General features: G+C 72.8%; 26 protein-coding genes. 15 read left to right on the top strand and 11 right to left on the bottom strand.

The features are described from left to right. Positions 1–26 precede the first annotated feature (26 nt). From ACWDEN_RS40700 to ACWDEN_RS40710, 3 genes are all read right to left on the bottom strand, one after another. Positions 27–1208, bottom strand: coding sequence for a hypothetical protein (locus ACWDEN_RS40700; RefSeq protein ID WP_351615508.1), 1182 nt, complete (start codon positions 1206–1208; stop codon positions 27–29). 210 nt (positions 1209–1418) lie between these two features. After that, positions 1419–3140, bottom strand: coding sequence for an MFS transporter (locus ACWDEN_RS40705; RefSeq protein WP_450863004.1), 1722 nt, complete (start codon positions 3138–3140; stop codon positions 1419–1421). Between the two features lie 53 nt (positions 3141–3193). Beyond that, entirely contained in the window at positions 3194–3640 is a 447-nt protein-coding gene (locus tag ACWDEN_RS40710; protein ID WP_450863006.1) for a MarR family winged helix-turn-helix transcriptional regulator, read from the bottom strand. 690 nt (positions 3641–4330) lie between these two features. On the opposite strand from ACWDEN_RS40710, the gene ACWDEN_RS40715 reads away from it, so the two are divergent. Further along, positions 4331–4987: a dienelactone hydrolase family protein gene (locus ACWDEN_RS40715; protein WP_351615456.1), complete on the top strand. Its 657-nt coding sequence runs from the start codon at positions 4331–4333 to the stop codon at positions 4985–4987. A 99-nt stretch (positions 4988–5086) separates the two neighbouring features. Here ACWDEN_RS40715 and ACWDEN_RS40720 read toward each other — a convergent pair whose 3' ends face one another. Continuing rightward, positions 5087–5473: a DUF2267 domain-containing protein gene (locus ACWDEN_RS40720; RefSeq protein ID WP_351615454.1), complete on the bottom strand. Its 387-nt coding sequence runs from the start codon at positions 5471–5473 to the stop codon at positions 5087–5089. Positions 5474–5790: 317 nt separating this feature from the next. On the opposite strand from ACWDEN_RS40720, the gene ACWDEN_RS40725 reads away from it, so the two are divergent. From ACWDEN_RS40725 to ACWDEN_RS40735, 3 genes are all read left to right on the top strand, one after another. Beyond that, positions 5791–6981, top strand: coding sequence for an acyl-CoA dehydrogenase family protein (locus ACWDEN_RS40725; protein WP_351615451.1), 1191 nt, complete (start codon positions 5791–5793; stop codon positions 6979–6981). A 186-nt stretch (positions 6982–7167) separates the two neighbouring features. After that, on the top strand, positions 7168–8055 hold the full coding sequence (locus ACWDEN_RS40730) for an MBL fold metallo-hydrolase (protein ID WP_351615448.1): 888 nt from the start codon (positions 7168–7170) through the stop codon (positions 8053–8055). A 79-nt stretch (positions 8056–8134) separates the two neighbouring features. Further along, positions 8135–9127 carry an NADPH:quinone reductase gene (locus ACWDEN_RS40735; protein WP_450863009.1) on the top strand — a complete coding sequence of 331 codons (993 nt, stop codon included), beginning with the start codon at positions 8135–8137 and terminating at the stop codon, positions 9125–9127. On the opposite strand, the gene ACWDEN_RS40740 is transcribed toward ACWDEN_RS40735, so the two are convergent. After that, on the bottom strand, positions 9108–9293 hold the full coding sequence (locus ACWDEN_RS40740) for a type 2 periplasmic-binding domain-containing protein (protein WP_351615445.1): 186 nt from the start codon (positions 9291–9293) through the stop codon (positions 9108–9110). The genes ACWDEN_RS40735 and ACWDEN_RS40740 overlap by 20 nt on opposite strands. Positions 9294–9682: 389 nt before the next feature. On the opposite strand from ACWDEN_RS40740, the gene ACWDEN_RS40745 reads away from it, so the two are divergent. From ACWDEN_RS40745 to ACWDEN_RS40760, 4 genes are all read left to right on the top strand, one after another. Continuing rightward, positions 9683–10672: a pirin family protein gene (locus ACWDEN_RS40745; protein WP_351615443.1), complete on the top strand. Its 990-nt coding sequence runs from the start codon at positions 9683–9685 to the stop codon at positions 10670–10672. Between the two features lie 42 nt (positions 10673–10714). Further along, positions 10715–11053, top strand: a complete 339-nt coding sequence (locus ACWDEN_RS40750) for a GNAT family N-acetyltransferase (RefSeq protein ID WP_351615440.1) — start codon at positions 10715–10717, stop codon at positions 11051–11053. Positions 11054–11293: 240 nt separating this feature from the next. Further along, entirely contained in the window at positions 11294–12088 is a 795-nt protein-coding gene (locus ACWDEN_RS40755) for a LolA-like protein (RefSeq protein WP_351615437.1), read from the top strand. A gap of 89 nt (positions 12089–12177) precedes the next feature. Beyond that, complete coding sequence (locus ACWDEN_RS40760; RefSeq protein WP_450863012.1) at positions 12178–12726, top strand: HD domain-containing protein; 549 nt, start codon at positions 12178–12180, stop codon at positions 12724–12726. A 313-nt stretch (positions 12727–13039) separates the two neighbouring features. Here the strand turns inward: ACWDEN_RS40760 and pcp are convergent, their stop codons facing one another. From pcp to ACWDEN_RS40775, 3 genes are read right to left on the bottom strand one after another with little or no spacing between them, the layout of a single operon-like run. Then, entirely contained in the window at positions 13040–13690 is a 651-nt protein-coding gene (pcp, locus tag ACWDEN_RS40765; protein ID WP_450863014.1) for a pyroglutamyl-peptidase I, read from the bottom strand. A 35-nt stretch (positions 13691–13725) separates the two neighbouring features. Next, complete coding sequence (locus ACWDEN_RS40770; RefSeq protein ID WP_351615428.1) at positions 13726–14700, bottom strand: DUF979 domain-containing protein; 975 nt, start codon at positions 14698–14700, stop codon at positions 13726–13728. Then, positions 14697–15416, bottom strand: a complete 720-nt coding sequence (locus tag ACWDEN_RS40775; RefSeq protein WP_351615425.1) for a DUF969 domain-containing protein — start codon at positions 15414–15416, stop codon at positions 14697–14699. Before ACWDEN_RS40775 ends, ACWDEN_RS40770 begins: the two co-directional genes overlap by 4 nt. Positions 15417–15582: 166 nt before the next feature. Between ACWDEN_RS40775 and ACWDEN_RS40780 the strand changes: the two genes are divergently transcribed. The 5 genes from ACWDEN_RS40780 (at position 15583) to ACWDEN_RS40800 (ending at position 20644) form a co-directional block, all read left to right on the top strand. Continuing rightward, complete coding sequence (locus ACWDEN_RS40780) at positions 15583–16335, top strand: LamB/YcsF family protein (protein WP_351615423.1); 753 nt, start codon at positions 15583–15585, stop codon at positions 16333–16335. After that, positions 16332–16979 (top strand): 5-oxoprolinase subunit B family protein, encoded by a 648-nt coding sequence (locus ACWDEN_RS40785; protein WP_351615420.1) that lies wholly within the window; start codon positions 16332–16334, stop codon positions 16977–16979. Before ACWDEN_RS40780 ends, ACWDEN_RS40785 begins: the two co-directional genes overlap by 4 nt. Beyond that, positions 16976–17833, top strand: a complete 858-nt coding sequence (locus tag ACWDEN_RS40790; protein ID WP_351615418.1) for a 5-oxoprolinase subunit C family protein — start codon at positions 16976–16978, stop codon at positions 17831–17833. Before ACWDEN_RS40785 ends, ACWDEN_RS40790 begins: the two co-directional genes overlap by 4 nt. A gap of 72 nt (positions 17834–17905) precedes the next feature. Continuing rightward, entirely contained in the window at positions 17906–20116 is a 2211-nt protein-coding gene (locus ACWDEN_RS40795; protein WP_450863017.1) for an FUSC family protein, read from the top strand. 75 nt (positions 20117–20191) lie between these two features. Further along, positions 20192–20644: a hypothetical protein gene (locus ACWDEN_RS40800; protein ID WP_450863019.1), complete on the top strand. Its 453-nt coding sequence runs from the start codon at positions 20192–20194 to the stop codon at positions 20642–20644. Here the strand turns inward: ACWDEN_RS40800 and ACWDEN_RS40805 are convergent. Then, positions 20628–21638: an alpha/beta hydrolase gene (locus ACWDEN_RS40805; protein ID WP_450863028.1), complete on the bottom strand. Its 1011-nt coding sequence runs from the start codon at positions 21636–21638 to the stop codon at positions 20628–20630. The two genes, ACWDEN_RS40800 and ACWDEN_RS40805, sit on opposite strands and share 17 nt — an antisense overlap. Positions 21639–21712: 74 nt before the next feature. Continuing rightward, positions 21713–22366: a M15 family metallopeptidase gene (locus ACWDEN_RS40810; protein ID WP_450863021.1), complete on the bottom strand. Its 654-nt coding sequence runs from the start codon at positions 22364–22366 to the stop codon at positions 21713–21715. Between the two features lie 107 nt (positions 22367–22473). On the opposite strand from ACWDEN_RS40810, the gene ACWDEN_RS40815 reads away from it, so the two are divergent. Next, positions 22474–23037 carry a hypothetical protein gene (locus tag ACWDEN_RS40815; protein ID WP_351615407.1) on the top strand — a complete coding sequence of 188 codons (564 nt, stop codon included), beginning with the start codon at positions 22474–22476 and terminating at the stop codon, positions 23035–23037. Positions 23038–23085: 48 nt separating this feature from the next. On the opposite strand, the gene ACWDEN_RS40820 is transcribed toward ACWDEN_RS40815, so the two are convergent. Continuing rightward, entirely contained in the window at positions 23086–23994 is a 909-nt protein-coding gene (locus ACWDEN_RS40820) for a hypothetical protein (protein WP_450863023.1), read from the bottom strand. Between the two features lie 172 nt (positions 23995–24166). Between ACWDEN_RS40820 and ACWDEN_RS40825 the strand changes: the two genes are divergently transcribed. Continuing rightward, entirely contained in the window at positions 24167–25594 is a 1428-nt protein-coding gene (locus ACWDEN_RS40825) for a hypothetical protein (protein WP_450863025.1), read from the top strand. Positions 25595–25669: the final 75 nt, after the last annotated feature.

The raw sequence follows: 25669 nt of genomic DNA on the forward strand, positions 1-25669 counted from the left end.
CTGCCTGGTGTGTGTGCGCCGGTGGCTCACAGCGGCTGGCTGGCGAGGGCCGCCAGGTAGGTGCCGTAGAGCAGGGACACGGCCGTGAGGCCTGCGCACACCAGGCGGAACCGGGCCGACGGGCTTGCGCGCCACGCCCGTACGAGGGCGCGGGCCGGCGGGATGAGGAGGGGGAACGCCGGAAGGAGGAAGCGCGGCTTGGAGGAGAAGGGTCCGGACACCGCGAGCGCCAACAGCAGCAGCACGCCCACGAAGACCACCAACGGCAGCGGGGCGCGCTCCAGACACAGCACGCAGAACGACACGATTCCGGCCACGACGAGGACCACGGACACGGGATAGGTCACCCAACTGCCCCGCATCGGCATCGACTCCAGAAACCGCAGGGGCCCGACCGCGAGGTCCAGGCGGGAGTTCCAGGCACTCTGCACCTGCAGGTACCCGTGCCACAGGTCACCGGTCTGCCGTCCCACCCACAGCACATAACCCGCCCAGCCCAGTGGACCGAGGGCCGCGCCGGCCAGGAGTCCCGGGGTGGCGTGCCCGCGCTGTCGTACGACCTCGTGCGCGGCCGCGGCGGCGACGGCCGCGGCGACCGCGACCCCGTTCGGCCGCGCGAGGCCCGCCAGCAGCGCCAGAGAGCCCGCGGCCAGCCAGCGGCGGCGCAGCACGGCGTACAGGGACCAGGCGGCACACGCGGTGAACAGCGGTTCGGTGTAGGCGAGGGTGAGGGCCACCGATTGCGGCAGTACGGCCCACAGGGCGACGACGGCGGTGGCGACCGTCCGCCCGTGGAGGTGATGGCCGATCATGTAGATGCCGTACACGGCGAGCACCGCGGAACCCCAGGCGACCAGCAGCCCGGCCTGCCCGGCGGTCAGGGGGAGCAAGCCGCGCAGGGCGCGGATGAGCGCCGGATACAGCGGAAAGAACGCCCAGTCGGTCTGGACCGCGCCAGTGCTGGTGATGCGCAGCTGGGTCCCGTAGCCGTGCTCGGCGATGTGCAGGTACCAGACGGAGTCCCACGTATGGACCAGGCTCTTGCCGAACGGGCGGCCGGCCACTGCGTCGGCCACGATCAGCAGGACGACCCCGGCGAGCCGGACGGCTCCGAAGACGGCGAGGGCCCGGAGAACGCCCGGGGCACCCTGCACCCGACCGCGGCCGGTCTCGCGAGGGCTGTCGGGCGGCCGCAGCGCGGGTGACATGCTCACCCTCCGACCATGAACGGCCGGAAACACGAGCGCAATCCGGCACGCGTCCGGCCACGCCGACCGGCCGCCTACGGAGCACTGTGAGCAGGGGACCGCCGTACTGTTCACGGCCGGGGCCGGCGAGGAACGGCGAGCACATTCCTCGTGCGTCCGGACCGGCGCTGTGCGGCACCTTCGCCTCGAAGGAAACTGATTCGGTGAGCCTCAGGCCGCGGTGTCGCGCAGCTCCGCCAGGGTGGCCGGTGTCAGGTGCCGACGGCTGTCGTCGGCGTCGACCAGGACGACCGTGCAGGGGGCGCTGTGGGTGAGCGCGGAGGTGAGACTGCCGTCGGCGAACTGGGCGAGCGGACCACGCGGGGAGCGGCCGACGGCGACCGCGCGGGCGCCCACGCGTGCCGCGTGCCGGGCCAGCGCACGGCCGGCGGCCGCGTGATCGCCCACGCTGCCGAGGACCTGACCGGTGGCGGCGACGCCATGCTCCGCGAGACGGTCCAGGTGGGCGACCACGGCGGCCCGGGCCTGTTCGGCCGTCTCGGTCTCGACGGCCTGCTCCTCGACCACCGCCGTCTGCTGGACGTGGACGACCTCCAGCGGGCTGCCGGTGTCGCGTGCGAGGCGGGCCGCTGCGTCGACGATGGCGGCGGCCCGGTCGTGCGCGCCCACGGCGACGATGACCGGCGGTGTGTCCGTGGCGGCCGGGGCGCCGACGGGCGTGAGCGAAGGCACCGCCGCTTCGGCCTCACCGGTGTCGGTCTCGGCCCGGCGCAGCAGGCCGTGCCCGCCGGCCAGGACGGGGACGGCCAGGACGAAGGTGGCGGCGCCGAGATAGAAGGGCACGCTCAGGTCGGTTGCGTCGGCGAGCCTTCCGGCGACGTACGGTGCCAGGCCGCCGCCGATGAAGCGCAGGAAGCCGTACGCGGAGGAGGCCACCGGGCGCTCCACCGGTGAGACGAGCATGACGGCCTGTGTGGTGAGGGTGTTGTTGATGCCGATGAAGGCACCGCTGACGATGACCGCGACGATGACCACGGCCGGTGTCTGTACGCCGGCGGCGATGACGGCCATCACGGCGGCGAGGCCGACGAGGTTGGCGTAGAGCACCGGAGCGGTGCCGAAGCGGGCCTGCAGGCGCGGGGCGACGAACACGCTGAACAGGGCCACCAGCAGGCCCCAGGCGGTGAAGACCAGACCCAGCTCGTGGGCGCCGAGCTTCATCGGATAGGGGGCGTAGCCGAGCATGGTGAAGAAGCCCCAGTTGTAGAGCAGGGCCATGATGCCCATGGTCAGCAGACCGCGGTGGCGCAACGCCCTGAGCGGCGCGACGGGGGAGGTGGGCCGGGCGGGCTTGGGCAGCGACGGTACGAAGGCGAGGGTCGCGACGAGGGCTATGGACATGAGGACGGCGACGCCGAAGAACGGGCCGCGCCAGCTGATGGCGCCCAACTCGCCGCCCAGCAGCGGCCCTACGGCGATACCGAGGCCGAGTGCGGTCTCGTAGAGGATGATCGCGCCCCCGAAGCCGCCGCTGGCCGAGGCGACGATCACCGCGAGCGAGGTGGCGATGAAGAGGGCGTTGCCCAGACCCCAGCCGGCGCGGAAGCCGACGATGCCGTTGATGGAGCCCGAGGAGCCTGCCAGCGCGGCGAAGACCACGATGACGGCGAGGCCGATGACCAGGGTGCGCTTGGCGCCGAACCGGCTGGAGAACCAGCCGACGACCAGCATCGCCACCGCGGTGACGATCAGATAGCTGCTGAACAGCAGCGAGACCTGGCTGGGCGAGGCGTGCAGGTTCTTGGCGAGGGCGGGCAGGATCGGGTCGACCAGGCCGATGCCCATGAACGAGATCACGCAGGCGAACGCCACAACCCACACGGCCTTGGGCTGCCGGAACGGGCTGGCGGTCCTTCCTTGCGGTGCGCTCATGACGGCTTCATCTCCGGTTCTCTCCAGGGAGGTTGCGAGGGGGACGGGCAGGTTCAGGTACGTGTCTGGCGGTCCTGGATCACGCGGGCCAGCGCGGGCAGCGCGATCGCCACGGCGTGCCGCTCCGGCCCCGTCAGCTCCTCCATGAGCTCCGCCAGGGCGTCGGCGCGCTCGGCCCGCCGTTGCCGGAACACCTCCAGGCCGGTGTCGGTCGCCTCCACCAGCACCCCGCGGCCGTCGGTGCGGTCGGCGGTGCGTCGCACCAGCCCCGCGCGTTCCAGGCGGGTGACGAGCTGGGTCATGTTGGGCTGGGTGGCGTTCTCGGCGCGGGCCAGTTCGGTCAGTCGCTGGGGTCCTTCGCGCCCCAGCCGGCCGAGCGCGGACGAGGCCGCGGTGCTCAGGCCGCCGGTCGTGGCGCTCCGGCGCACGTACCGGACGATGTCCTCCACGGCGAGCATCAGGTGCCCGGCCGACGCGTCCGCCGGGCCGGAAGAGTCCATAACCTGCTTATACATAAGGCCATTATGCATATATGTGTAGAGTGCATCAAGCGTGTCGGCCGGTCCGTCGTGGTCAAGTGACCCAGATGGTCGGCCAGGGCCTGTCCTGCCTCGGTGGCGGCAGTGGCCGGCCGGGGCCCGCCGGTGCGCTGGTGGACGGTCGCCGGATGTCCTTCCCCGTCCGGATCCTCCAGGACCGCGACCAGGCGCACGAACCAGTCATGGACGGTGTCGCCGTCCCGGACCGCCTCCATCGCGGCCACCCGGCCCGGGTGCGCGGCGGCGCGGGCCGCCAGTACGGAGACGTCCGGCGCATCGGGCGGCCTGCGTCGCACGCGGTCGCCGAGGGCGTCGTAGCGCGCGGACGACCTCCTCCGCCTCGCACAAGCCGGCCCCGAGCGGACGCAGCGCGTCCCAGGCGGCCATGACGGCCGTGAGCAGGCGGTCGTGCGGCACCTCCGTGTCGATCTCCCGGCGGGTCCGTTCCTCCAGGGATGACCACCAGCCGCTCATCGCCTCACCAGGAACGATGCCGTGAAGTGCCGAATGCGCCGAAGCTACCTCACCCCTGACGGCCGGGGAGGACGGCCGACCCGGCAGGGAGCTTTTCGCGCAGATATGGTGGGTACGCGGGGGTATGGCAGGTCTTTGTGATCCGCTGGTTCGGCAGGCGTGGAAGAAGTGATGCCGATGATCTCCGACATGGTTCTGGTGCCCACCAGCGACGCCACGCTCTCCGGTGACCTCGTGGTCCCGACGGCGGCGCGGGCCGTGGTGCTCTTCGCGCACGGCAGCGGCAGTTCCCGGCACAGTCCGCGCAACCGGATGGTGGCCGCCGAACTGCGCACCGCCGGGTTCGGCACGCTGCTGATGGACCTGCTGAGCGAACGGGAGGAGCGGCACGACGCGCTGACCGGCGAGCACCGCTTCGACATTCCGCTCCTGGGCCGACGGCTCGTGGCCGCGATCGACTGGATGGACACTCAGCCCGACACCCGTGGCCTCCCGGTCGTCCTGTTCGGCGCCAGCACGGGAGCCGCCGCGGCGCTGGTGGCCGCGGCCGAGCGCCCCGACCGGGTCCTGACCGTGGTCTCGCGAGGCGGCCGGCCCGATCTGGCGGGCGACGCCCTGGGACGGGTACAGGCCCCGGTGCTGCTCATCGTCGGCGGCCAGGACCAGCAGGTCCAGGAGCTGAACGAGGAGGCGGCCAGGTACCTGCGGGCCCCGAACGCCCTGCACATCGTTCCGGGTGCGACCCACTTGTTCGGAGAACCCGGAGCGCTGGAAGAGGTCGCCCAGGTGGCCAGGCAGTGGTGCGACGACCGACTGACCGGCACGACCGGCTGACCGGGGAGACCGTGCAGCAGGAGAAGTGACCGCTCGCGCCGGCAGCCCCCGCGCGAGGCGGTCCGCTCCGCGAAGTAGCCCGCCGCCACGGCTTCTCCGTCAGCTCGCATTCGGCCTGCCGAAGAACTCGGCGTAGCGGGCCGGCAGCCCGGACAGCAGGTGGTCGATCTGCCGGTCGGGCACCGCGTCGGCCACCGTGGACAGTACGGCGTCCGCGTCCCACTCGGCCGTACGGGGCCGTGCGCCGGTCTGCACGGACACCCGCCGGAGGAACTCGTCACAGTCGAACGTCTCGGGACGCCCTCGGTCCAGATGCAGGACCTCGTCCAGCGGCGCGGGCAACCGATCCGCCAGTTCGTCGGCTTCTTCCGGGGCGATCCGGGTCGCCAGCACCCACAGGACCGCCTCGCAGACGTGCTCGGTCTCCTCACGGCTGCGGTACTCGCCCCGGTCGCGGACCTGGGCCAGGAACTCTTCCAGTTGCACGGCGGCCTCCCGCTGTCGTCGCAGGCCATCACGGCGAGCCGCACCCCTGCCGTCCACCGCGGCCGGATCCGGGACGGCCGACGGACACGGGTGATGTCGTCATTGTAGGTTTTCGGGTGGTCTCAGGCCGGGAGGACGGAGGAAGGTCTCGCCCCTTCCCGCTCGCCGGTGGGGGGAGTCCGGGTTCCCCAGGCGGTGCCGTCGGTGGGGCGGAGCGAAGCCGGTCGGGTGATTGACGGGCCGGTCCCGGCTCGGGTGCGGCCTGTCACGGGCTCCGCCGGAGAGACTGCGGCCATCCCGACGGAGGTGGCGAACACATGCTCAGCGACAGCACAGCGACGATCCTTGCCGAGAGGCCGAGCGTGGCGGCGGTCGTCGCCGGTGCTCCGCGTGTGGCGCAGATCGCGGCGCGATGCAGCGACGAGACGGAGGCTGCCCGGTGCCTTGCGCCCGAGGTGGTCGAGGCGGTGCGGGCGGCCGGGTTCGCCCGGCACTTCGTCCCCGCGGCCTTCGGCGGCACGGAAGGCCGGTTCGTGGACATGGCCTCGGCGGTGGCCCTGGTCGGCGAGGGCTGCGCCTCGGCCGCCTGGGCCGCCTCGCTGTCCGCCCACGCGGCCCGGTACGGCGCGTACCTGCCCCTGGAGGGGCAGGCGGTGATCTGGGGCGACGGGCCGGACGCCCTCATGGCGGGCGCGCTCATGCCGGCCGGGAAGGCCGAGCCCGTCTCCGGTGGCTGGCGGCTCAGCGGTGAATGGAAGTACATCAGCGGAGTGCGCTTCGCCGACTGGGTCTTCGCCTGCTCCGCCGTACCCGGCGACGTGGGCCCCGACGGCCGGGGCGAGGTGCGGTTCTTCGCGGTGCCACAGGCGGACATCACCGTGAAGGACACCTGGTTCACGCTGGGAATGCGAGGAACCGGCAGCGACACCATGGTCCTGGACGACGTCTTCGTACCCGGGCATCTGACCCTGTCGAGGTTCGACATCAACGCGGGGCGTGCGACGGCTTCCGAGGCCCGCTGCCACACGGTCCCGGTGAACGCGGTGAACGGGCTGCCGCTCGCCGTGCCCGTCGTGGGTGCCGCCCGGGGCGCGGTGCGGGCCGCGGCCGAGCAGAACCTCCGGCGGGTCGACCGGCGGGGCGCCCCGCTGCGTGAGAAGCCGTCGGTGCAGATCGAGCTGGCGCGCTCGGCCGCGGAGGTGGACGCCGCGGAACTCCTCGTCCAGCGGGCCGCTCGGGTCGCCGACGGCATCGAGGAGACCAAGGAGGGCGAGGCGGCGGTCCGCGGACCGCGGGACCTCGCGCTGGCGGTCGAGTTGTCGGTGTCGGCCGTCGAACGGCTCTTCCGCGGCACCGGGACGACGGGCCATTTCGAGTCCGACCCGGTCCAGCGGTTCTGGCGGGACGTCAACACCGCCGCGTCCCATGTGATCTTCTCCTTCGAGACCACCGGCACGGCCTACGGGGCCTGGGCACTCGGCGTGGAGAGCGCGGAGCCGAGGCGTTGACCTCGCCGATACGGCAGGCACGGTGTCGGCTACGACGGCTCCCGGTCGAGGGATTCGCACCATCCGCTCAGAGCAGTGCCATGCCGCAACCACAAGATCCAGGCCCCCTTCCATTGTGCGCTCGGCATCGGATACCCCTGGAGGCTGAGACATCGGCCGACGGACACGACGCGGAGGGAACGGGCCATGAGCGCAGGACGGTTCGAGGACGGCTGGTATGTGGACGAGCGGTGCACCAACTGCGATGTCGCGCGGCAGCTCGCGCCCGGCCTGATCGGTGAGGTCGCCGGACGCTCGGCCGTGCTGCGGCAGCCGCGGGACCGGACCGAGGCGCGCCGGCTCCACGCCGCCGCGCACGCCTGCCCCACCCGCTCGATCCGTCCCCCGGGAGGGCGGCTGGACGCGGCACTGGACCCCTTCCCGATGGCGCTGGACGACACCGTCCACCTGTGCGGACACAACTCCACACACACCGCGGGAGCCAACTCCTACCTGTTACGCCGCCCCGACGGCACCGCGATGATGGTGGACACCCCGCGCTGGAGCACCGCGCTGGCGGTGCGCTACGAGAGGCTCGGCCCCGTCACCGACGTACTGCTCACCCATCGCGACCACGCCGCGCACGGCCGCCGCTACGCCGACCGCTTCGGCGCGCGGCTGTGGATCCACGAGGGGGACCTCGCCGCCGCCCCGGACGCCGACCGCGTGCTGCGCGGCACCGACCCGGTGGAGATCGCCGACGGCGTGACCGCACACCCCCTGCCCGGCCACACCCGGGGCAGCGTGCTCTTCCTCGCCGACGACCGGTACTGCTTCAGCGGCGACAGCTTCTACTGGTCGCGAACCACCCAGGACCTCGAGGTGGCCGAGAGCGTCACCTGGTACTCCATCCGGGAGCTGGCCGCCTCCTTGGCGCGCACCGCCGGCCGACTGCGCTTCGAATGGCTGCTGCCGGGCCATGGCGACCGCCGGCGCCTGCCCGCCGACGAGATGGCCCGGCGACTGCGAGGGCTGACCGTCCGGACCCGCGAACTGCGGCCCCGGCCCGTCGATTTCACGGCTGTGCGCTGGTGACGCCCCGGGCCGGCAGCCGACCGGGGGACCTCCTGCCCTGCTGAGCGGTTTCCGGCGTGAGGCGGGAACATGTGATGCCATGCGCGCCGCGTACATCGAGGAGCTGGGTTCCGCCGACGTCATCCGGTACGGCGAGATCGCCGCGCCCCGGCCCGGCCCCACCGACGTACTGGTGGACGTCCTGGCCACCACGGTCAACCCGGTGGACACGTTCGTGCGGTCGGGGCTCTTCCCCACGCAGATCGACTTTCCCTTCGTCGTGGGCCGAGATCTGGTCGGCACGGTCGCCGAGGCGGGCCCCGGTGTCACCGGGTTCCGCGCGGGGGACCGGGTGTGGTGCAACAGCCTCGGGCACGACGGGAGACAGGGTGCGGCGGCGGAGCAGGCGGTGGTGGCCGCCGACCGGCTGTACCACCTGCCCGAGGGAGCCGATCCGTACGCGGTGGCCGTGTTCCACCCGGCGGCGACCGCCTATCTGGCCCTGTTCGTCCACGGGCGGCTGCGTGTGGGGGAGACCGTGCTGGTCGCCGGGGCCGCGGGCAACGTCGGCAGTGCCCTCGTGACGATGGCGGTGCGGGCCGGCGCCCGCGTCCTCGCCACGGCCGGCGCGCGCGACGTGCGGTACTGCGCGGAGCTGGGCGCGGCCGAGGTGTTCGACTACCGGGATCCGGACCTGACCGGGAAGATCCGCGGCGCGGCCCCGTCGGGGCTCGACCTGTACCTGGACACGGCAGGCGTCAACGACCTCGACACCACGGTCGACCTGCTCGCCCGCAGGGGCCGCGTGGTGCTGCTGGCCGGCGCCCGGACCCGCCCCGTGCTGCCCGCCGGAGCGCTGTACATGAACGACCGTTCCGTCGTCGGGTTCGTGATCTCCCACGCGACATCCGACGAACTCGCGGGTGCCGCCGCGTACATCAACGACCTGCTCGGCCGGGGTGCGCTGCGCCCGCGCGGCATCGAGGTCCTCCCCCTCAGCGCGGCCGCCGACGTGCACGCCCGGATGGAGAAGGGCGAGCTGCACGGACGGCGGGTCGTCCTGCGTACGGACCTCACCTCCGGCGCCAGGTGATGTGCCGCAGCAGCGCCGCGACCGCCGCCGGCGGTTCACCGTGCGGGCGTACCACCACCACCTTCCAGCTCGGTGCGTGCCGGGCGAACCGACAGGCCGCCAGCTCGGGGAAGCGCTCGGCGATGGACCGGGGCATGACGCAGACGCCCAGGTCGCCTCGGACCACCAGCCGCACCTTGGAGCGAGGTCCGGATTTCGCAGGACTGGGACACGGTGACCTTCTTCGGGGCGGGGAGCCGGTGAGACCGGCTCGGCAGGATGCCTGGCGGCGATCGAGCAGCTCCCTCGCCGCTCTCACGGGTACCAGCGCCGGGCCGCTCCCTCTGCTTCCCCCTTGATCGCGATGATGGTGGATGTCGGTCACCTCTGCCAGAGATGATCGATGCGGTCTGCGGAGGCCGTGTCGGATGATTTGACTCAGAACGCGTAGTTTGTTCAGCGGTACGGACGTCCGGTCGGGCCGGGATTCGGCAGGGATGGAGACCTCGCGCAGACGGTCTACGATCATGGCATGATAGTTGAATATAGAACTACTCGTCCGGGAGGCGGTCCACGGTGAGCAACGTCGAGACGAAACCCACGGAGCTGCGGTGCGGTGGCGCAGTGGACGCCGAGCGGCCCACCGGGGCGGCACGGGTCGACGTACTGACCCCGCGCGATGTGCCCCTCGGCGGTCCCCGGGCGATGACCGTGCGCCGCACACTGCCCCAGCGTGCCCGGACCCTGATCGGCGCCTGGTGCTTCGCCGACCACTACGGCCCCGACGATGTCTCGGTGACGGGCGGCATGGACGTCGCCCCGCACCCCCACACCGGGCTGCAGACGGTGAGCTGGCTGTTCACCGGGGAGATCGAGCACCGGGACAGCATGGGCAACCACGCCCACATACGGCCGGGCGAGCTGAACCTCATGACGGGCGGGTACGGCATCAGTCACTCTGAGGTCTCCACCCCGCGGACCACCGTCCTGCACGGCGTGCAGCTGTGGGTCGCGCTGCCGGAGGAACACCGCCACACCGAACGGGACTTCCAGCACTACGCACCCGAGCCGGTGCTGAGCGACGAGGCGGAGATCAGGGTCTTCCTGGGCTCCCTCGCCGGCCGCAGCTCTCCGGTGCCGGCCTTCACGCCCCTGCTCGGCGCCGAGATCGTCCTCCAGCCGCGCGCGGCCCTGTCGCTCGCCGTGGACCCCGCCTTCGAGCACGGCCTCCTGGTCGACCAGGGCGAGGTGCGTGTGGCGGACACCCTGGTGGGTCCTTCGGAGCTGGGCTATGTCCCCCCGGGCGCCGACGCGTTGACGCTGACGAACGAGACGGACGACATCGCGCGCACGGTGCTGCTCGGTGGAACGCCCTTCGAGGAGGAGATCGTCATGTGGTGGAATTTCGTCGGGCGCAGCCACGAGGACATCGCCAAGGCCCGGGAGGACTGGCAGAACTCCACAGAGCGCTTCGGCGTCGTCGAAGGATATCCGGGCCACCGCCTCCTCGCCCCCGCCCTGCCGAACGCCGTCATCACACCGCGCAGGAATCCACCGCGCCACTGACCCGTCCCACGCGTGCACCGACCCCCATCCGAAAGGCATCCCATGAGCCAGCCCTCCGCCGCGCCGACCGTCGAGCGCAATGACGCCAAGTACCGGTACGAGATCCTGGTCGACGGCAAGCGCGCCGGACTGACCGCCTACCGCGACCGCGGTGAACAGCGCGTCTTCTTCCACACCGAGGTCGACGAGGCCTTCGCCGGACAGGGTCTGGCCTCCCGGCTGGTCAAGGAGGCGCTCACCGACGTACGCGAGTCCGGCAAGCGGATCGTGCCGGTCTGCCCGTACGTGGCCAAGTTCCTGAACACGCATGAGGAGTTCGCCGACATCACCGACCCCGTGACCCCGGAGGTCCTGCACTGGCTGGACACCGAACTGGGCTGACCGCACCCTTCGGGCCGGCCGCCGGACCAGGCGGCCGGCCCTACGGCAGCGCACCCTCGGGGAATTCCCGTAGCGCGCCGACGGCCGCACGGTAAGATCACTGTCCAGTCACCCTGAGGCGCGCCGGCCAGACCACCCGGCTGCGCCCTCCGTGCCGAGCCTCGCAGGACGCGTCGAACGACGCATCTGCCGCAGTGCTCATGGACGACCTCCGGAGAGCCGATGCGTTGTGCTGTGCCCTTGGCCGCTGTCGCCGCGTTGCTGTGCGCGGGCTGTGCCGCGACCGGTGACCACGGCGGTGGGGGCACCGGTGAGGCGAAGCCGGGAGCCGGCTCGGCGTCCGCGGGCCCCGCTGACGCCGTGCGCGCAGCCGTCGCCAGGACCGGTGCGACCACCGCCCGTCTGCACGAGCGCATCGAGGTCTCGGGCGGCGGAGAGACGTACACGCTCACCGTCACCGGAGGGTTCGACTTCGCCGGCGGCCGGGGCTCCCTCGCCGTCGATTTCCCCGAGGGCGCCGTCTCGCACATCGACGAGACCTTCGCGGACGGCAAGGTCTACGTGAAAGGTGCCTCCGGCGTAGATGCCGCCGCGTGGGGGGTGATGCCCCGTGAGAAGCCCGAGGCGCACTACGCGCTCCGGGCCCCGGCCAACGACCCGGAGCATGTCTTCCGGCAGACAGCCGCGATGGAACGTGTCTCCCGTGAGGGCGAGGAGACCGTCAACGGTGTGCGGGCCGTGCACTACCGCGGGATGCTCGACCACAAGACGCTCGCCCTCCGGATGGCCCGCGCCGTGCGGTCGAAGATGGACAGGGCCCGGGCCATGCTCGGAGACGACCTGCCCGCCTTCGCCGACGCGTGGGTCGACGGCCGCGGGCGGCTCGTGCAGACCTGCATGACACTGAACCTGGCCGCCGTCCAGGTGAAGGTGACGATGACGCTGTCCGGGCTCGGCGCACCGGTGTCGGTGAAGACGCCCCGGCCCGGCGACACGGTCCCGGTCAGCGACATGAACGGCGTTCTGACCGGCTGAGTGCCGTACTCCCGCCCACTCGGCCCGGGGGAGTGGTCCGTACACGCCGGCGACACCCGCCGTACGTCTCGGCGTGGCAGCCTGGGCCCATGACGCACGACCCCCTGCCGTCCGTGGACGAGCTCATGGCTCTGCTGGCCGACTGCGCGGACGTCTGGGACACCCCGGACCGGTCGGGCGACCCGGTGGACATACTGGACCACGGCCTCCAGGTCGCCGCCCTGCTCGCCGTGAGCCACCCGCACGACGAGGAGCTGCAGGTGGCCGGGCTCGTCCACGACATCGGCCACTACCTCGTGCCCGCCGACGAAGCGGCACACGGCAGGCATGCCGCGGCCGCGGTCGAGGGGCTGCTGGGGCCGCGGGTCGCCCGTCTGGTCGCCGCGCACATCCCGGCCAAACGCTATCTGGCCGCCGCCGACCCGCAGTTGGCGCTCTCGCCGGAGAGTGCCCGCACGCTCGGCTGTCAGGGCGGGCCCATGACCCCGGCGGAAGCGGTGGCCTTCGAGGCGGACCCCGACTTCCCGGCGGCGATCGCGCTGCGTCGCGCCGACGACGCCGGCAAGGTCGTGGGCCTGGCGGTGGCTCCCCTCCCGTCGTGGCGACCCGTCGTGGAACGAGTCGCCGCCCGCCGTTAGCGGGACGCGCCGACCGGGGCCGGACCCGGCCCCGCGTCGAGGGCCGGTGCCGCGAAGGTGGCCGGCCAGTGGCCGGTCGTGAAGTCCGCCCGTTCCACGGCGGGCAGGCTCGCCACGAGGCGGGCTTAGGCGCCTGACGCCAAGCGCGTACGGACCCTTCCGTCCGGAGCGGTATGTGGCCTTCGGCAGCCACTCGGCCTGCAGCGAGCCGACGGCGGTTCGGGCGGTTCAGGGCCTTGGCCCAGCGGGCGCCCGCCGACCCCATGCGCCCGGCATGCGCCGAGATGGGCGGCCCCGTGGGCAGTGAGCGGTATCAGTGGGTGGTTCCCCCGGTGACCTTCAGGTCGTGCTCCGCCGGGGTGCCGGCGGCGGTGGCCAGCAGGGCGCGCAGTCCGCGGGCGACCGTGGCGGGCTCCAGGGCCGGGGCGGTGCCGTCGGTGACCTGCTCCGGCGCCCAGGGCACATGCGCGAAACCGCCGCGGGCGTGCGGGAATTCGGTGGCGATCAGGTGGCCGAGGCCGTACGCGACGTGGTTGCAGACGAACGTGCCGGCCGTGTTGGAGACCGCGGCCGGCACACCTGCCGCGCGCACGGCGGCGACGCAGGCCTTGACGGGGAGGGTGGAGAAGTACGCGGCGGGGCCGCCCGGGACCACGGGCTCGTCGACGGGCTGGTTGCCCGCGTTGTCGGGGATGCGCGCGTCGTCGACGTTGATGGCGACGCGTTCGACGGTGACGCCGGGACGGCCGCCCGCCTGGCCCAGACACAGGATCAGGTCGGGCGCGGACGCGCGGATGGCGTCGCGCAGTGTGTCGACGGACGTGCCGAAGACAGAGGGGAGTTCGGCGGCGGTGACGGTGAGTCCGGCGGGCGGCTCGGCGGCCACGAGCAAGGCCGCCCGCCAGGACGGGTTGACCTGCCGGCCGTCGAAGGGGGCGAAGCCGGTGATGAGTACGCGGGTCATGGCACTTCCTGCACGGGAGGCGATGGCGGAGGCGCTCAGAACGCGAAGAGCGCCATGATCACGGTGGAGCAGACCAGGAGCGGCAGGGCGGTGGGGATCTGGGCCTTGATGGGGCCGTACTGGTCCTTCAGTTCGAGCAGGGTCGCCGGGACGATGTTGAAGTTGGCGGCCATCGGGGTGCACAGCGTGCCGGAGAAGCCGGCCAGCATGCCGACCGCCAGGACGGCCGGCGGATTGCCGTGCATCTGCTCGATGAGGACGGGCCAGCCGATCGCCGCGGTCATCACGGGGAACGCGGCGAACGCGTTGCCCATGATCACGGTGAACAGGAACATGCCGACGCAGTACGCGATGACCGCGAGGTACTTGGAGTTGTCCGGCAGCACGTCGTGCACGATCCTGCCGACCTGGGTGCCGACCCCGGCCAGCGCGAAGATCGAGCCGAGTACGGCGAGCAGCTGGGGCAGCAGCAGGGCGGATCCCATCGCCTCCAGCATGGAACGCCCCGCATGGAGCGGCACGGACAGCTTCCGCTCGCCGGTGACCAGCATGCCGACGACCAGCGCGACGAGGCAGCCGACGCCGAGCCCGAGGAGGGTGGCCTTGCCGGTCTCGAACAGGCCGGACGTGTCGAGCAGCGAAGCGCAGACGATGGCGACGAGCGGGATCGTCAGGGCGGGGACGAAGATCCTGCTGCCGAGCCGGGTCGCGGACGCCTCGCGTTCCTCGGTGGTGCTGGTGACGGGGACGCCCTTGCCGAGGAAGTTGAACCCGGCGAGCACGATCAGGACGAGGACCGCCACGCCGAGCGGTTCGGCCGGCAGGGTCCAGCCGCCGTTCTTCGCGGTGGCGTTCGCGACGCCGGTGCCGTAGGGGAAGGCGAGCCCCAGCAGGCCCCAGAAAGCCGCCGTCGTCCACCTCTTGGGGTTGCTGCGGTCGGCGGCCATCTGCACGGCCATGACGACGAAGACGAGGCCCACCAGCCAGTAGAGCCATTCGACCTTGATCACCTGTTCGTCTCCTTCGGCAGCGGCAGATCGTGTTCGGCGGCGGCGTGTGCCAGCTCCCGGTGCAGCTGCCGGTCCAGGAGCAGCAGGCGGGCGCCGTGGACGAGGAAGGCGCAGACGGCGACCGGGATCGCCCACAGGGCCAGCTGGGTCGGCTCGAGGTTCTGGTGGTACGTCGAGTTGACGAAGCCGGTGATCAGCAGGATGGAGCCGATCGCGATGAAGCAGTCCTCGCCGAAGAAGACGCCCACGGTGTCGGCCGACGCGGCGTAGGAACGCACCTTCTCGCGCAGACGCTCGGGCAGCGCCGTGCCCGTCGAGCGCTCGGCGGCGGCCTCGGCCATCGGCGCGACGAGCGGCCGGACCGTCTGCGCCGGACCGCCGATGCTGGTGAGGCCGAAGGCCGCGGTGATCTGGCGGACCAGCAGGTAGACGGTGAGGAACCGGCCGGCGCTGAGGCCGCCGAGCCGGCCGATGAGCCTGCGCGCCTGTTCGCGCAGGCCGTAGCGCTCCAGGAGGCCGATCACGGGCAGGACGACGGCGAAGACGGTGACCGAGCGGCTGTCGGCGAAGGACCGGCCGAAGGCCGCGAGGACCTCCAGCGGGTTCATTCCGCCGATCAGCCCCGTGAAGACACCGGCGACGCCCACCACGAGGACGGGATTGCGGCGCGTGACGAATCCGAGGATCACCACGACGACGCCGAGAAGAACGATCATGCGGTGGCCTTTGGCGTGAGGGGCGGGACGCCCGAGCGGCGCGGATCCGGGCCCGAATCCGTGAGGGATGACCGGGACCCTAGGGGATCGTTCAACGATCGAACAAGAGGGCGTTCGGCAAATCCATCCCTTGTCGGATCGTTCAACAATCGATTAGGTTCTGAGCGTGATCGACCTCAACGCAGACCTCGGTGAAGGCTTCGGCCGCTGGACCCTCACCGACGACGACGCCCTGCTCTCCGTCGTGACCAGCGCCAACGTCGCCTGCAGCTTCCACGCGGGCGACCCCGCGGTCATGCGCCGCGTCTGCGACCTCGCCGCCGCACGAGGCGTCCGGATCGGCGCGCAGGTGTCCTACCGCGACCTGGCCGGTTTCGGCCGCCGGGCCATGGACGTCCCCGCCGACGAACTGGCGGCCGAGACGGCCTACCAGATCGGGGCACTGAGGGTCTTCGCACAGGCCGCCGGGGCCGAGGTGGCGTACGTCAAGCCGCACGGCGCCCTCTACAACCGCACCGTGCACGACGCCGAGCAGGCCGCGGCCGTGGTCGAGGGCGTGAAACTGGCGGGCGGCGCTCTGTCCGTGCTCGGCCTGCCGGGGTCGGAGCTGCTCGCCGCGGCCGGGGAGGCGGGCCTCACCGCCGTACCGGAGGCCTTCGCGGACCGCGCCTACACCCCCGCGGGCACGCTCGTGTCGCGGCGCGAGACGAACGCCGTCGTGACCGACGAGGACGTGGTGGTCCGGCGCGCGCTGGCCTTCGCGGTGGACGGTGCGGTCGAGGCCGTGGACGGTACGACGGTCGTGGTGACCGCCCGCTCCCTGTGCGTCCACGGCGACACCCCGGGCGCCGCCCGGATCGCGGCGCGGGTGCGCACGGCGCTGGAGGCGGCCGGGATCGAGGTCGGGGCGTTCGCATGACGGAGAGCCGTTCTCTGCAGGTGCGCCTCGCCGGGCGGCACGCTGTGCTCGTCGAGCTGCCGGACGCCGAGCACACCGGAGCCTTCCACGCCGAACTCCTGCGGCGGCGTGCGGCGGGCACCCTGCCGCCCGTCGCGGAGATCGTGCCGGGCGCGCGGACCGTGCTCCTGGACGGCGTCACCCACCCGGAGGAGCTGGCTCGCCACATCTCCCACTGGGACGTGCCGACCCGGACCGCCGACCACGGGGGAGTCGTGGAGATCCCCGTGCGCTACGACGGACCCGACCTGGCCCGGGTCGCCGCCCTGTGGGGCGTCTCCGTGCACGAGGTCGCCGTCCGGCACTCCTCCTGCACGTTCCGCGTCGCCTTCTGCGGCTTCGCTCCCGGCTTCGGCTACCTCACCGGCCTGCCCGCGGAGCTGCACGTGCCGCGCCGCGACACCCCGCGCACCCGGGTTCCGGCCGGAGCGGTCGCGCTCGCCGGCCCCTACAGCGCGGTGTACCCGCGCGCCACCCCCGGCGGCTGGCAGCTGATCGGGACCATGCCGGACCCGACACCGCTGTGGGACCTCGACCGGGAGGAACCGGCCCTTCTCACGCCGGGAACGCGCGTGCGGTTCGTGGCGGAGGCAGGCACGCCATGACCGCCGAGCTCACCGTCGTGCGCTCCGGCGCCCTCACCACGGTCCAGGACGGCGGCCGCCGGGGCCATGCCCACCTGGGCGTGCCCCGCTCCGGCGCCCTGGACGCCGCCGCGCTGAGACTGGCCAATCTGCTGCTCGGCAACGCCCCCGGCGCCGCCGTCCTGGAGACCACCCTGACCGGCTGCGCCCTGCGCACCGACCGTGGCGTGACCGTCGTGGTCGGCGGCGCCCCCTGCCCGGTGACGGTCGACGGCCGGCCGGTGGCCTGGGGCGTGCCCGTACGGGTCCCCGCGGGCGCCGTACTCGACGTGGGCGGGGTGACGGCGGGTGTGCGCTCGTACGTCGCCGTGGCCGGCGGCATCGCCGTCGAACCCGTCCTCGGCAGCCGTTCGACGGACCTGCTCTCCGGCCTCGGCCCGGCGCCGGTGCGCGACGGGGACGTTCTCCCGCTGGGCGCCCCCGCGCGGCAACCGGCGCTCCCCGACAGCGCTCCGTGGCCGGCCCCGCCGACCGAACTGGCCCTGCCGCTGCGGCTCGGCCCCCGCGCCGACTGGTTCACGCGCGGCGCGCTGCGCACCCTCACCTCGGCGACGTACCGGGTGTCGCAGCACAGCAACCGGATCGGCCTGCGCACCGAAGGACCGGCGCTGGAACGCGTGTCGGCCGGCGAGCTGCCGAGCGAGGGCATGGTCCTCGGCGCCGTGCAGGTGCCCCCGGACGGGCGGCCGGTGGTGTTCCTGCACGACCACCCGACCACCGGCGGCTACCCGGTGATAGGCGTCGTCGCCGAGTCCGCCCTGGCAGCCGCCGCACAGGCCGCACCGGGCACGCCGGTCCGCTTCACCCTCGGCTGACAGGCCCGATGCGCTCCCCGCCGCGCCCGCCGGCGGCGTGCCGGGCGTGGGGCGGTGGGTGATTCTGTAGCAGTGGGTGATGTTGCAGGGGCCCGAGATGTCCCCGTCCGCCGGACTCCGGCTGACTACGCCGCCTCGGGCCGCCGGGCGGTACGCGTCACGCTGGTCGCGGCGGCCGGTTTCTACCTCTTCCGCTACGGCCTCGACCGCCCTGTGGCCGCCACCTACGCCCTGTTCGCGGCCGTGGCACTGGGCGGACTCGCCAAGATCCCGGGCACCGGCCGGCAGCGGGCCGCGACGGTTTCGCGTCTGCTTCCGGTGTGCTGGCTGCTGGTCGTCGTCGGCACCTTTCTGTCGGTGCGGACCTGGACCGCCGTCGTCGGCATGCTGGCGGTCGGCTTCGCGCTGGCCTTCGCCGCCGTGGGCGGTCCACGCCCGGCAGGTGCGGCGCCGGGCCTGCAACTCCTGTACATCCTCCCGTCGTTCCCCCCGTACGCGCCCGGCACGCTGGGCGAGCGCCTGATCGGGACCAGCACCGGACTGGCCCTCTTCATCGCCGCCGAGGCGCTGATCTTTCCCGAGCCCAGCCCGCCGTCGTACCGGGACCGGGCCGCCCACGCGGCGCGAACGGCCGCGCACGGCTCGGCCCTCCTCGCCGCACCGCCGTACGCCCTCACCGGCCCCGACATCGGGGCGCTGTGGGAGGCCGGCCGGTCCCTGCGGTCCCTGACCGTGCCGCAGGCGGAACGCCCGGCCGGGCCGGGAGTGCGCGACCGCGCCCTCGCCCACACCTGTCTGGCCACGCGTACCCTCCTCAGCCGTCTGGCACAGTTGCCCGTCCCGCCGGGCGGGCAGCCGGGTCCCGAGGTGACCGCCGTACTGCAGTCCGTCGCCCGGCTGGCCACGGCGACCGCGGACCGCCTGGGGAGCGGGCCGTCCCCGTCGGCCCCGTACGAGGACCTGCTCGCGGCACGCGCGCACCTGTCGGCCGTGTCCGCGGACCCGGTTCCCGCCGGGGACGCGGCGCCCGGAACCGCTCGCGCGCCGGACCTCACGCCCGCCGTACTGCGCCGGCAGGCCGACGTGCTGGAGATCGCCGACGCCGCGCTCACCATGGCCACGGCGGCCGATCTCGCCGTACGCGGAAGGCATGCCGGGATCCAGGCCGCGCAAGGCCGTTTCTGGTACGCCACGACCTGGGCGCCCCTCCTGTGGTGGCACCGGCTGCGCGGCCATGCCGGGCGCCGGTCGGTGTTCTTCCAGAACGCGGTCCGTATCGCCCTGGCCCTGACCGCGGCCCGGTTCGTGGCCGGGGTGGACACGCTCCCCCATGGATTCTGGGCCATGCTGGCGACGCTCACCCTGACCCGGACCACCATGGACGAGACCTGGCACACCATCCGGCTCGCGCTCGCGGGCACCCTGGCCGGAGCCCTCGTCAGCGCCGGGACGCTGAGCCTGGCCGGGACCGACACCGCCGTCTACGCCGTCATGCTGCCGGTGTGGATGCTGTTCGCCTTCACGGTGGGGCCGGTCAAGGGCGTCGGCTGGGCCCAGGGCCTGTTCACCGTGCTCGTGGCCCTGGTCTTCGCCCAGCTCTCCCCGCCGACCTGGCGCCTGGCGGAGGCCAGGGTGCTGGACGTGCTGGTCGGCAGTGCGATCGGCGTGGTCTTCGGACTGCTGGCCTGGCCGCACGGCGCCCACGACGAACTGCGCCACGCGGCGGCGGAACTCCTGCGCAGGGCAGCCGAGATCGTGGTGGCGACCGGCGCCTCGGTGGCGGGCGGCGATGCGGTGGCCGCGCCGTCCGGGGGGTCCGGACACCGGTCGTTGCAGAGCGCGGTCGTCCTCGCCGAGTCCGCGTACGCGCAGTTCCAGAGCGAGCCGACCCCGTTCGGCGGCGCGGCGCGCCGGCCCGCTCCGCGCAGCGTGGACTGGCAGGCCACGCTGATGGCCGGCCACCACACCCTGTGGGGCTCCCAACGGCTGCTGGAGCCGCCGCTGACCGGCTTCGACCCCGTGGTGGCCGATTCCGTCAGCGGGCTGGGGGACCGGGTGGCCGGGCGGATGCTGCTGATCTCGGCGGCCCTGGATCCCGGAGCGGACACCCCGACCGGGCGGTTCACGCTGTTCGATCCGGGGCCGGCCGGGTCCGTGCCCGAGCCGCCCGGCGCGCCGTGCGCGTACTACGCGACCGTGTCGTGGCTCGAGTCGCTGATGACCGACCTGACACGGATCGCACGCGGCAGCCCGGAGCCCGGGCAGGGTCCCGCCGTACCGTGACCGTGCCGCCGGATCCGGCCCGCGCCCGACGGCGGCGCCGTTTGGCCCGCGTCCACGGCGGGGACCCGGAGCGACATGTTCAGAACCATCGCGCGCGGCTGTGCCGCCGGGGCCGCCGGCACCACCGCGTTGAACGCCGCGAGCTACCTGGACATGGCGCTGCGCGGTCGGCCTTCGAGCAGCACCCCCGAGGCGATCGTGGAGAAGATCACCACGCGGGCGGGACACCCGGTCCCCGACGGGGAGGGCCGGGACAACCGGCTCTCCGGACTGGGGGCGCTGTCGGGCATCGCCGTCGGCGTCGGAACGGGCGCCCTCGCGTCACTGCTCCACCGTGCCGGTCTCCGGCCGCCCGCCTGGCTGGGCGCCGTACTGACCGGAGCCCTGGCGATGACGCTGGCCGACGTGCCGATCGCCGGCCTGGACATCAGCGACCCGCGTACCTGGTCGCCCGCCGACTGGACCGCGGACGCGATCCCGCACCTCGCCTACGGCCTGGTCACCTACGGAGTCATCGCGTCCGCGTGAGGACGCGCCGCAGCCAGCGGGTACGGGCCTCGCGGGCGTCCCGGCTGAGCGCCGCCCGTGGCGCGAAGGTGTCGAAGCCGTGACAGGCGCCGGGCCAGACGTGCAGTTCGGCCTGGCCTCCGGCCCGCCAGAGCGCCTGGGCGTAGGCCACGGCCTCGTCCCGCAAGGTCTCCGCCGACCCGACCTCGACATAGGCCGGCGGCAGCTCGCCCAGATCGGACGCGCGGGCGGGAGCCGCGTACGGCGGCACGTCAGGGGTGCCGTACCGGTCGCCCAGCACCGCCTGCCACGCGGTCGCGTTGGAGGTCCGGTCCCAGGTGTCGATGCCGGCCATCTGATGGCTGGAAAAGGTGTGGTTGCGGTCGTCGAGCATCGGGCACAGGAGCAACTGCCCGATCGGTCCGGGCCCGCCCCGGTCCCGGGTGAGCAGGGCGAGTGCCGCGGCGAGCCCGCCGCCGGCGCTCTTTCCCCCGACCACGACACGGCCGGCGTCGATGCCGAGCTCCGCCGCGTGCGCGTCCACCCAGACGAGCCCCGCGTAACAGTCCTCCACCGCTGCGGGATACCGCGCCTCGGGTGCCAGCCGGTACTCGACGGAGACGACGGCCAACTCCAGGGCGGCGGACCACTCGCGAAGGAGCCGAGGCAGCACGGACCACGCATTGCCCGAGATCATCCCGCCGCCGTGCATGTAGTACAGCAGGGGCAGCGGCCCGGCGATCCCGGCGGGCCGTGCGCTCACGAGCGTGACGTCCGGGCCGCCGGTCGGCCCCGGCACCCGCAGCTCCTCCACCTCGAAGCGGCCGTCGGCCCGAAGCTCCCCGACCGTCGGCCTGGGGCGCGTGGCAGCATCCCGCTCCTGCCGGGCCGCAAGGTTCTCCGGGGTGTACGGCTCCCTCGCCGCGGCTCCCGAACCGGCCAGTGCCGCGGCCAGTTCGGCGTCGAAGGGGGGCGCGTGCCCAGTCGTCGAGACAGGGCCGGGCGCGGAGAGCATGTCATCGCCTGCGTCCACGCGGCCCGGTCCATCACCCGCCCGGCACGGGCCGTCGGGGCGGGCCGCACCACGGCTCATGCGAGTTCCCTGGGCCCGTACAGCGCACTGCCGGCTTCGGTGGCGAGAGCCCAGTAGCGGTCGCCGTAGGACCAATGCCACCATTCCGTGGGGTAGTTGACCAGGCCCACAGCCCCCAGCGCCGCACCGAGCACCCGCCGGTGGGCCCGCGCCTCGGGGCCGATCGTGGTGGCGTCCGTGTAACAAGCGCCGTCACTCTCTTCCGGGTTGGCGTTCACCCGCGTCCCCATGTCGAGTTCGCGTCCCTCGGCGTCGACGAGCGTGAGGTCCACCGCGGCGCCGGCGCTGTGCGGCGCGATCTCCGGCGGCGACACATACCGGCTCGCGGCCTCGCGCACCCGCGCCGGCGACCAGTCGGGATGAGCGGCCCGCAGCGTGCCGGCGTACCCCTCGAAGTACTGGCGCTGCAGCGAGGGCGGCCGGTATCCCTCGACGAACAGCAGGCGCAGGCCGTCCGGGAGGAGTCGCTGGGCCCTGAGCAGCCGGATCAGGACCCCTTCTCGCAGGTGGGCGAACGCCCCTGACGGTTCCGCCCGGCGCGCGTCCACGGCGAGGGAGTCCCGTAGCCGGACGTCGACGAGCGGTTCGCCGCAGTCGGTCACGGGGACGGCGGCGACCCTTGGATCCGCCATCAGCACGATCTCGTTCATGCACCGATCCTCCCCGGCCGTCCGTTCGGCAGCGGCCGACTTGTGCGGCCTTGGCCTGAAGCCGTTGGTCCTGGTAGTCATGACATGTGCGATTCGAGAGTGTTCCCATGCCGGCGGCGGTCGAGGCACGGCCCCGTGACGTTCGTGGGTATCCGGTGCCGGCGATCACCCCCTGGGAGGGGGAGGAGCCCCAGTTCGCGCTGACCGACTACGAACGCAGCGCCGCCTGTGCGCAGAAGCGTCTCTGCTCGGTGTGCAACCAGGCCATGCCGCAGGGACCGGTGTGGCGTGTGGTGGGGGCCGCGGAGAGCGCGGCGATCGGGGAGGCGCTGGCCGCCGGGCGGCCCTACCGCAATCTCGCGGCGACCCTCGAAGGACCGGGGCACCGTGCGTGCATGCTCTACGCCTCGATGGTGTGCCCCTATCTCGCCCGGCCCAACGCCCGGCGCGGCATGTCGGCGGCGGAGCCGGACGACTTGACCTCCCACGTGGTGCGCGGCGCCGTGCGGGGCACGATGGGCGCGGTGGTGGGGTTCGCCGAGTACGAGTACGCCGTCACCGCCAGCCGGGTGCTCTTCCGGTTCCTCGACGTAGTCGAGTTCCTGCCGCACGACACCGCCGACGCGCACCTGGACGAACTGCGGGCCGAGCTCGCCCGGATGGCGAAGTGACCCGCACTTCGCACCCCGGACGCGCCCGGCCCGTCGGGTCGGCCGGCCTCAGGGGCGGTAGGCCGCCAGGCCGACCGTCGGGGTGACCTTGGCCGGACGACCCGTGCCGTCGGCGGGCAGGGTCACGGTGCCGGACGGGGTGCGCACCGCGAGGGTCCTGCCGTCGGGGGACCAGGCCGGCTCGGTGTAGTCGGTGGTGGCGTGCGGGGTGAGGTCCGTGATGTGCCCGCTGTGCGCGAAGTTCTCCACGAGGACGTGGTCGTGGCCGGCGACCGAGCGCACGAAGACGACCTCCTCCTCGTTCGGGGACAGGGCCGGCTGGGCGCCCTGGGCGACCTTGCCGCCCTGCTGGCGCAGGTAGTCGTCCCGGATGTAGACCGCGCCGTCGTGGTCGTTGGCGTACACCGAGGTGCCGTAGTGGCCGGCCGCGTTCGGCCAGACGTTGCCGGTCTGCGGCAGCGCCCCGCCCGGACCGGGCTCGCCGTACAGCGACAGCGTCTTCGGCGTGCCGTTGACGGCCTTGGCGGAGATGTACTTCAGCCGGGACACACCGCCCGCGCGCGCCGCGAAGATGAGGTTGTCCTTGGCGGGGATGTTGTACCGGGTGTCCTTGGCGGTCACCTGCCAGGTCGGGTGGGACCAGTTCTGGTTCCCGGGGTTCTTGGCGACGACCACACGCCCGCTGCCGTCGGGGTTGGCGACGTCCAGGTTGCCGGAGCCGTCGACAAAGGCCGCCTTGGCGCCGTTCGGGGACCAGGCGAGGTCCCGGACGGACACTCCGAAGTCCACCTTGTGGCCGTTGATCAGCACGTACTTGGTGCCGTTGCTGATGGTCAGGGTCCCGTGCGAGGCGTCGGCGGCGGCCGAGGCGGCGCCGGAGGCGCCCAGCAGCGCCGTGCCGGTGACGGCCGCGGCCACGGCGATGGCGGCCGCCATGGTGCGGGTACGCATGGTCATGTCTCAATTCCCCCAGGAATAAGGACTGGTCAGGTCGTTCGGTGAAGCCGAGCTTGGCAGGGCCTGATCTTGGAACTGTCAGTTCAGCGTCACAGGGGCGTAACACAGGAGATAAGGTCCCTCTGATCGTTCAGTCAGTCGTCGTGAAACTCCTTCAGACCAAAGGACGTAGATGAGACGAAGATCCCTCACCGGGCGGGCCGCAGTCCTCATATCCACCGCCGGGCTCGCCGCCGGCCTGCTGGGCACCGCCCCGGCCGGCGCCGTCACCGGCCGGCCGGTGATCACCCTGGACACCCCGGCGCCCGTGGCGCTGCCGGCCGCGCCCGCCACGGCCGACGTGTCCTTCGACTTCCAGACCAAGGCCAGGAACCTCCAGGCGTACGACGCCACCCTGACCGTGGACGCCCGGGGCCTGTCGAAGATCGCCAAGGTGACGTTCTCGGACAACTGCACGGCCAAGGGCCTGATCGCCACGTGCTCGGAGATGTTCGAGTCCGACTCCTCTCCCACCACCCACATGGGCGCCGAGACCCGCCTGACCCTGACCCCGCTCAAGGGCGCCGCGCTCGGTGCCACGGGCACGTACAAGGTCACCGGGCACTCCGCGCACGCACAGATCGTGGGCGGCACCGGCGGGGTCGAGGTGGGAGGCGCCTCCTTCGGCCTCGACGAACTCACCGCCCACACCGGCCTGAAGGTCGGCAGCACGGTGAGCGAACCGGTCCGGTTCACCAACGTCGGCAACCGTCCCGCCAAGGGCGTCCAGGTGGTCCTGGCCGCCTCACCGGGCCTCGACTTCGCCGACCACTACGCCAACTGCAAGTACGGCTACAACGGCACGATCCACTTCGCGGAGTGCTACCCCAAGGGCGCGATCACCATCGGAGAGACGGCCGCCCTGGACGCACCCGTGCGCCTGCGCGTGAACTCCGCCGCGCTGTACACGTATCTCGACACGATGACCGCGCCGCTCGGCCAGCCTGGCTGGCCGGCCGGACAGGGCATCAAGTGGACCTGGGGCAAGGGGGCCACGCTCAAGCTGAAGGTGGTCAAGGCGGGCCGGAAGTCCTCGGTCCCGGCCGGCTCCGTCTCCCTGCCGCAGACGGGCAAGGTCACCGACTACCGGATCACCTCCCTGCAGGCCCACAACACGGCCGACTTCGGAGTCAGCGGCGCGAGCGCGCAGGCCGGGCAGGGCAAGAACGCGACCTTCGCCTTCCACCTGTCCGCGGGCGGCCCGGCCACCCTGTACGACCGCAGCGGCGGTGAGGGAGTGCCCACCGTGTGGGTGACGCTTCCGCCCGGTACGACCGCCGTCGGCCATTCGGCCAACTGTGCTCCATGGCAGGAGAACAACCCGACGGCGCAGGCCCACGGTCCCTACGTCTGCGGTCCGTCAGGCATCGTCCTGCCCAAGGGACAGGTCACCGACTTCAGCCTGACCCTCCGGGTCGACGAAGTGACCACGCATGCCAAGGGCGGCGTCCAGCTGGTCTGGGGCCCGGATCCGGCGCATTCCCACCGGCCGGCCTTCGACCCGAACAGTCACAACGACTCCGCGACGCTCACGCTGAACTGGGTTCGCGTACCCCGATGACTGCGCGGAAGGGGCCGGCGAAGGCGGACAGATCCGGCGAACAGCGTGACGGCCCGCAGCACGACGGCCCGCAGC

This window comes from Streptomyces sp. NPDC001153 (assembly GCF_053598315.1).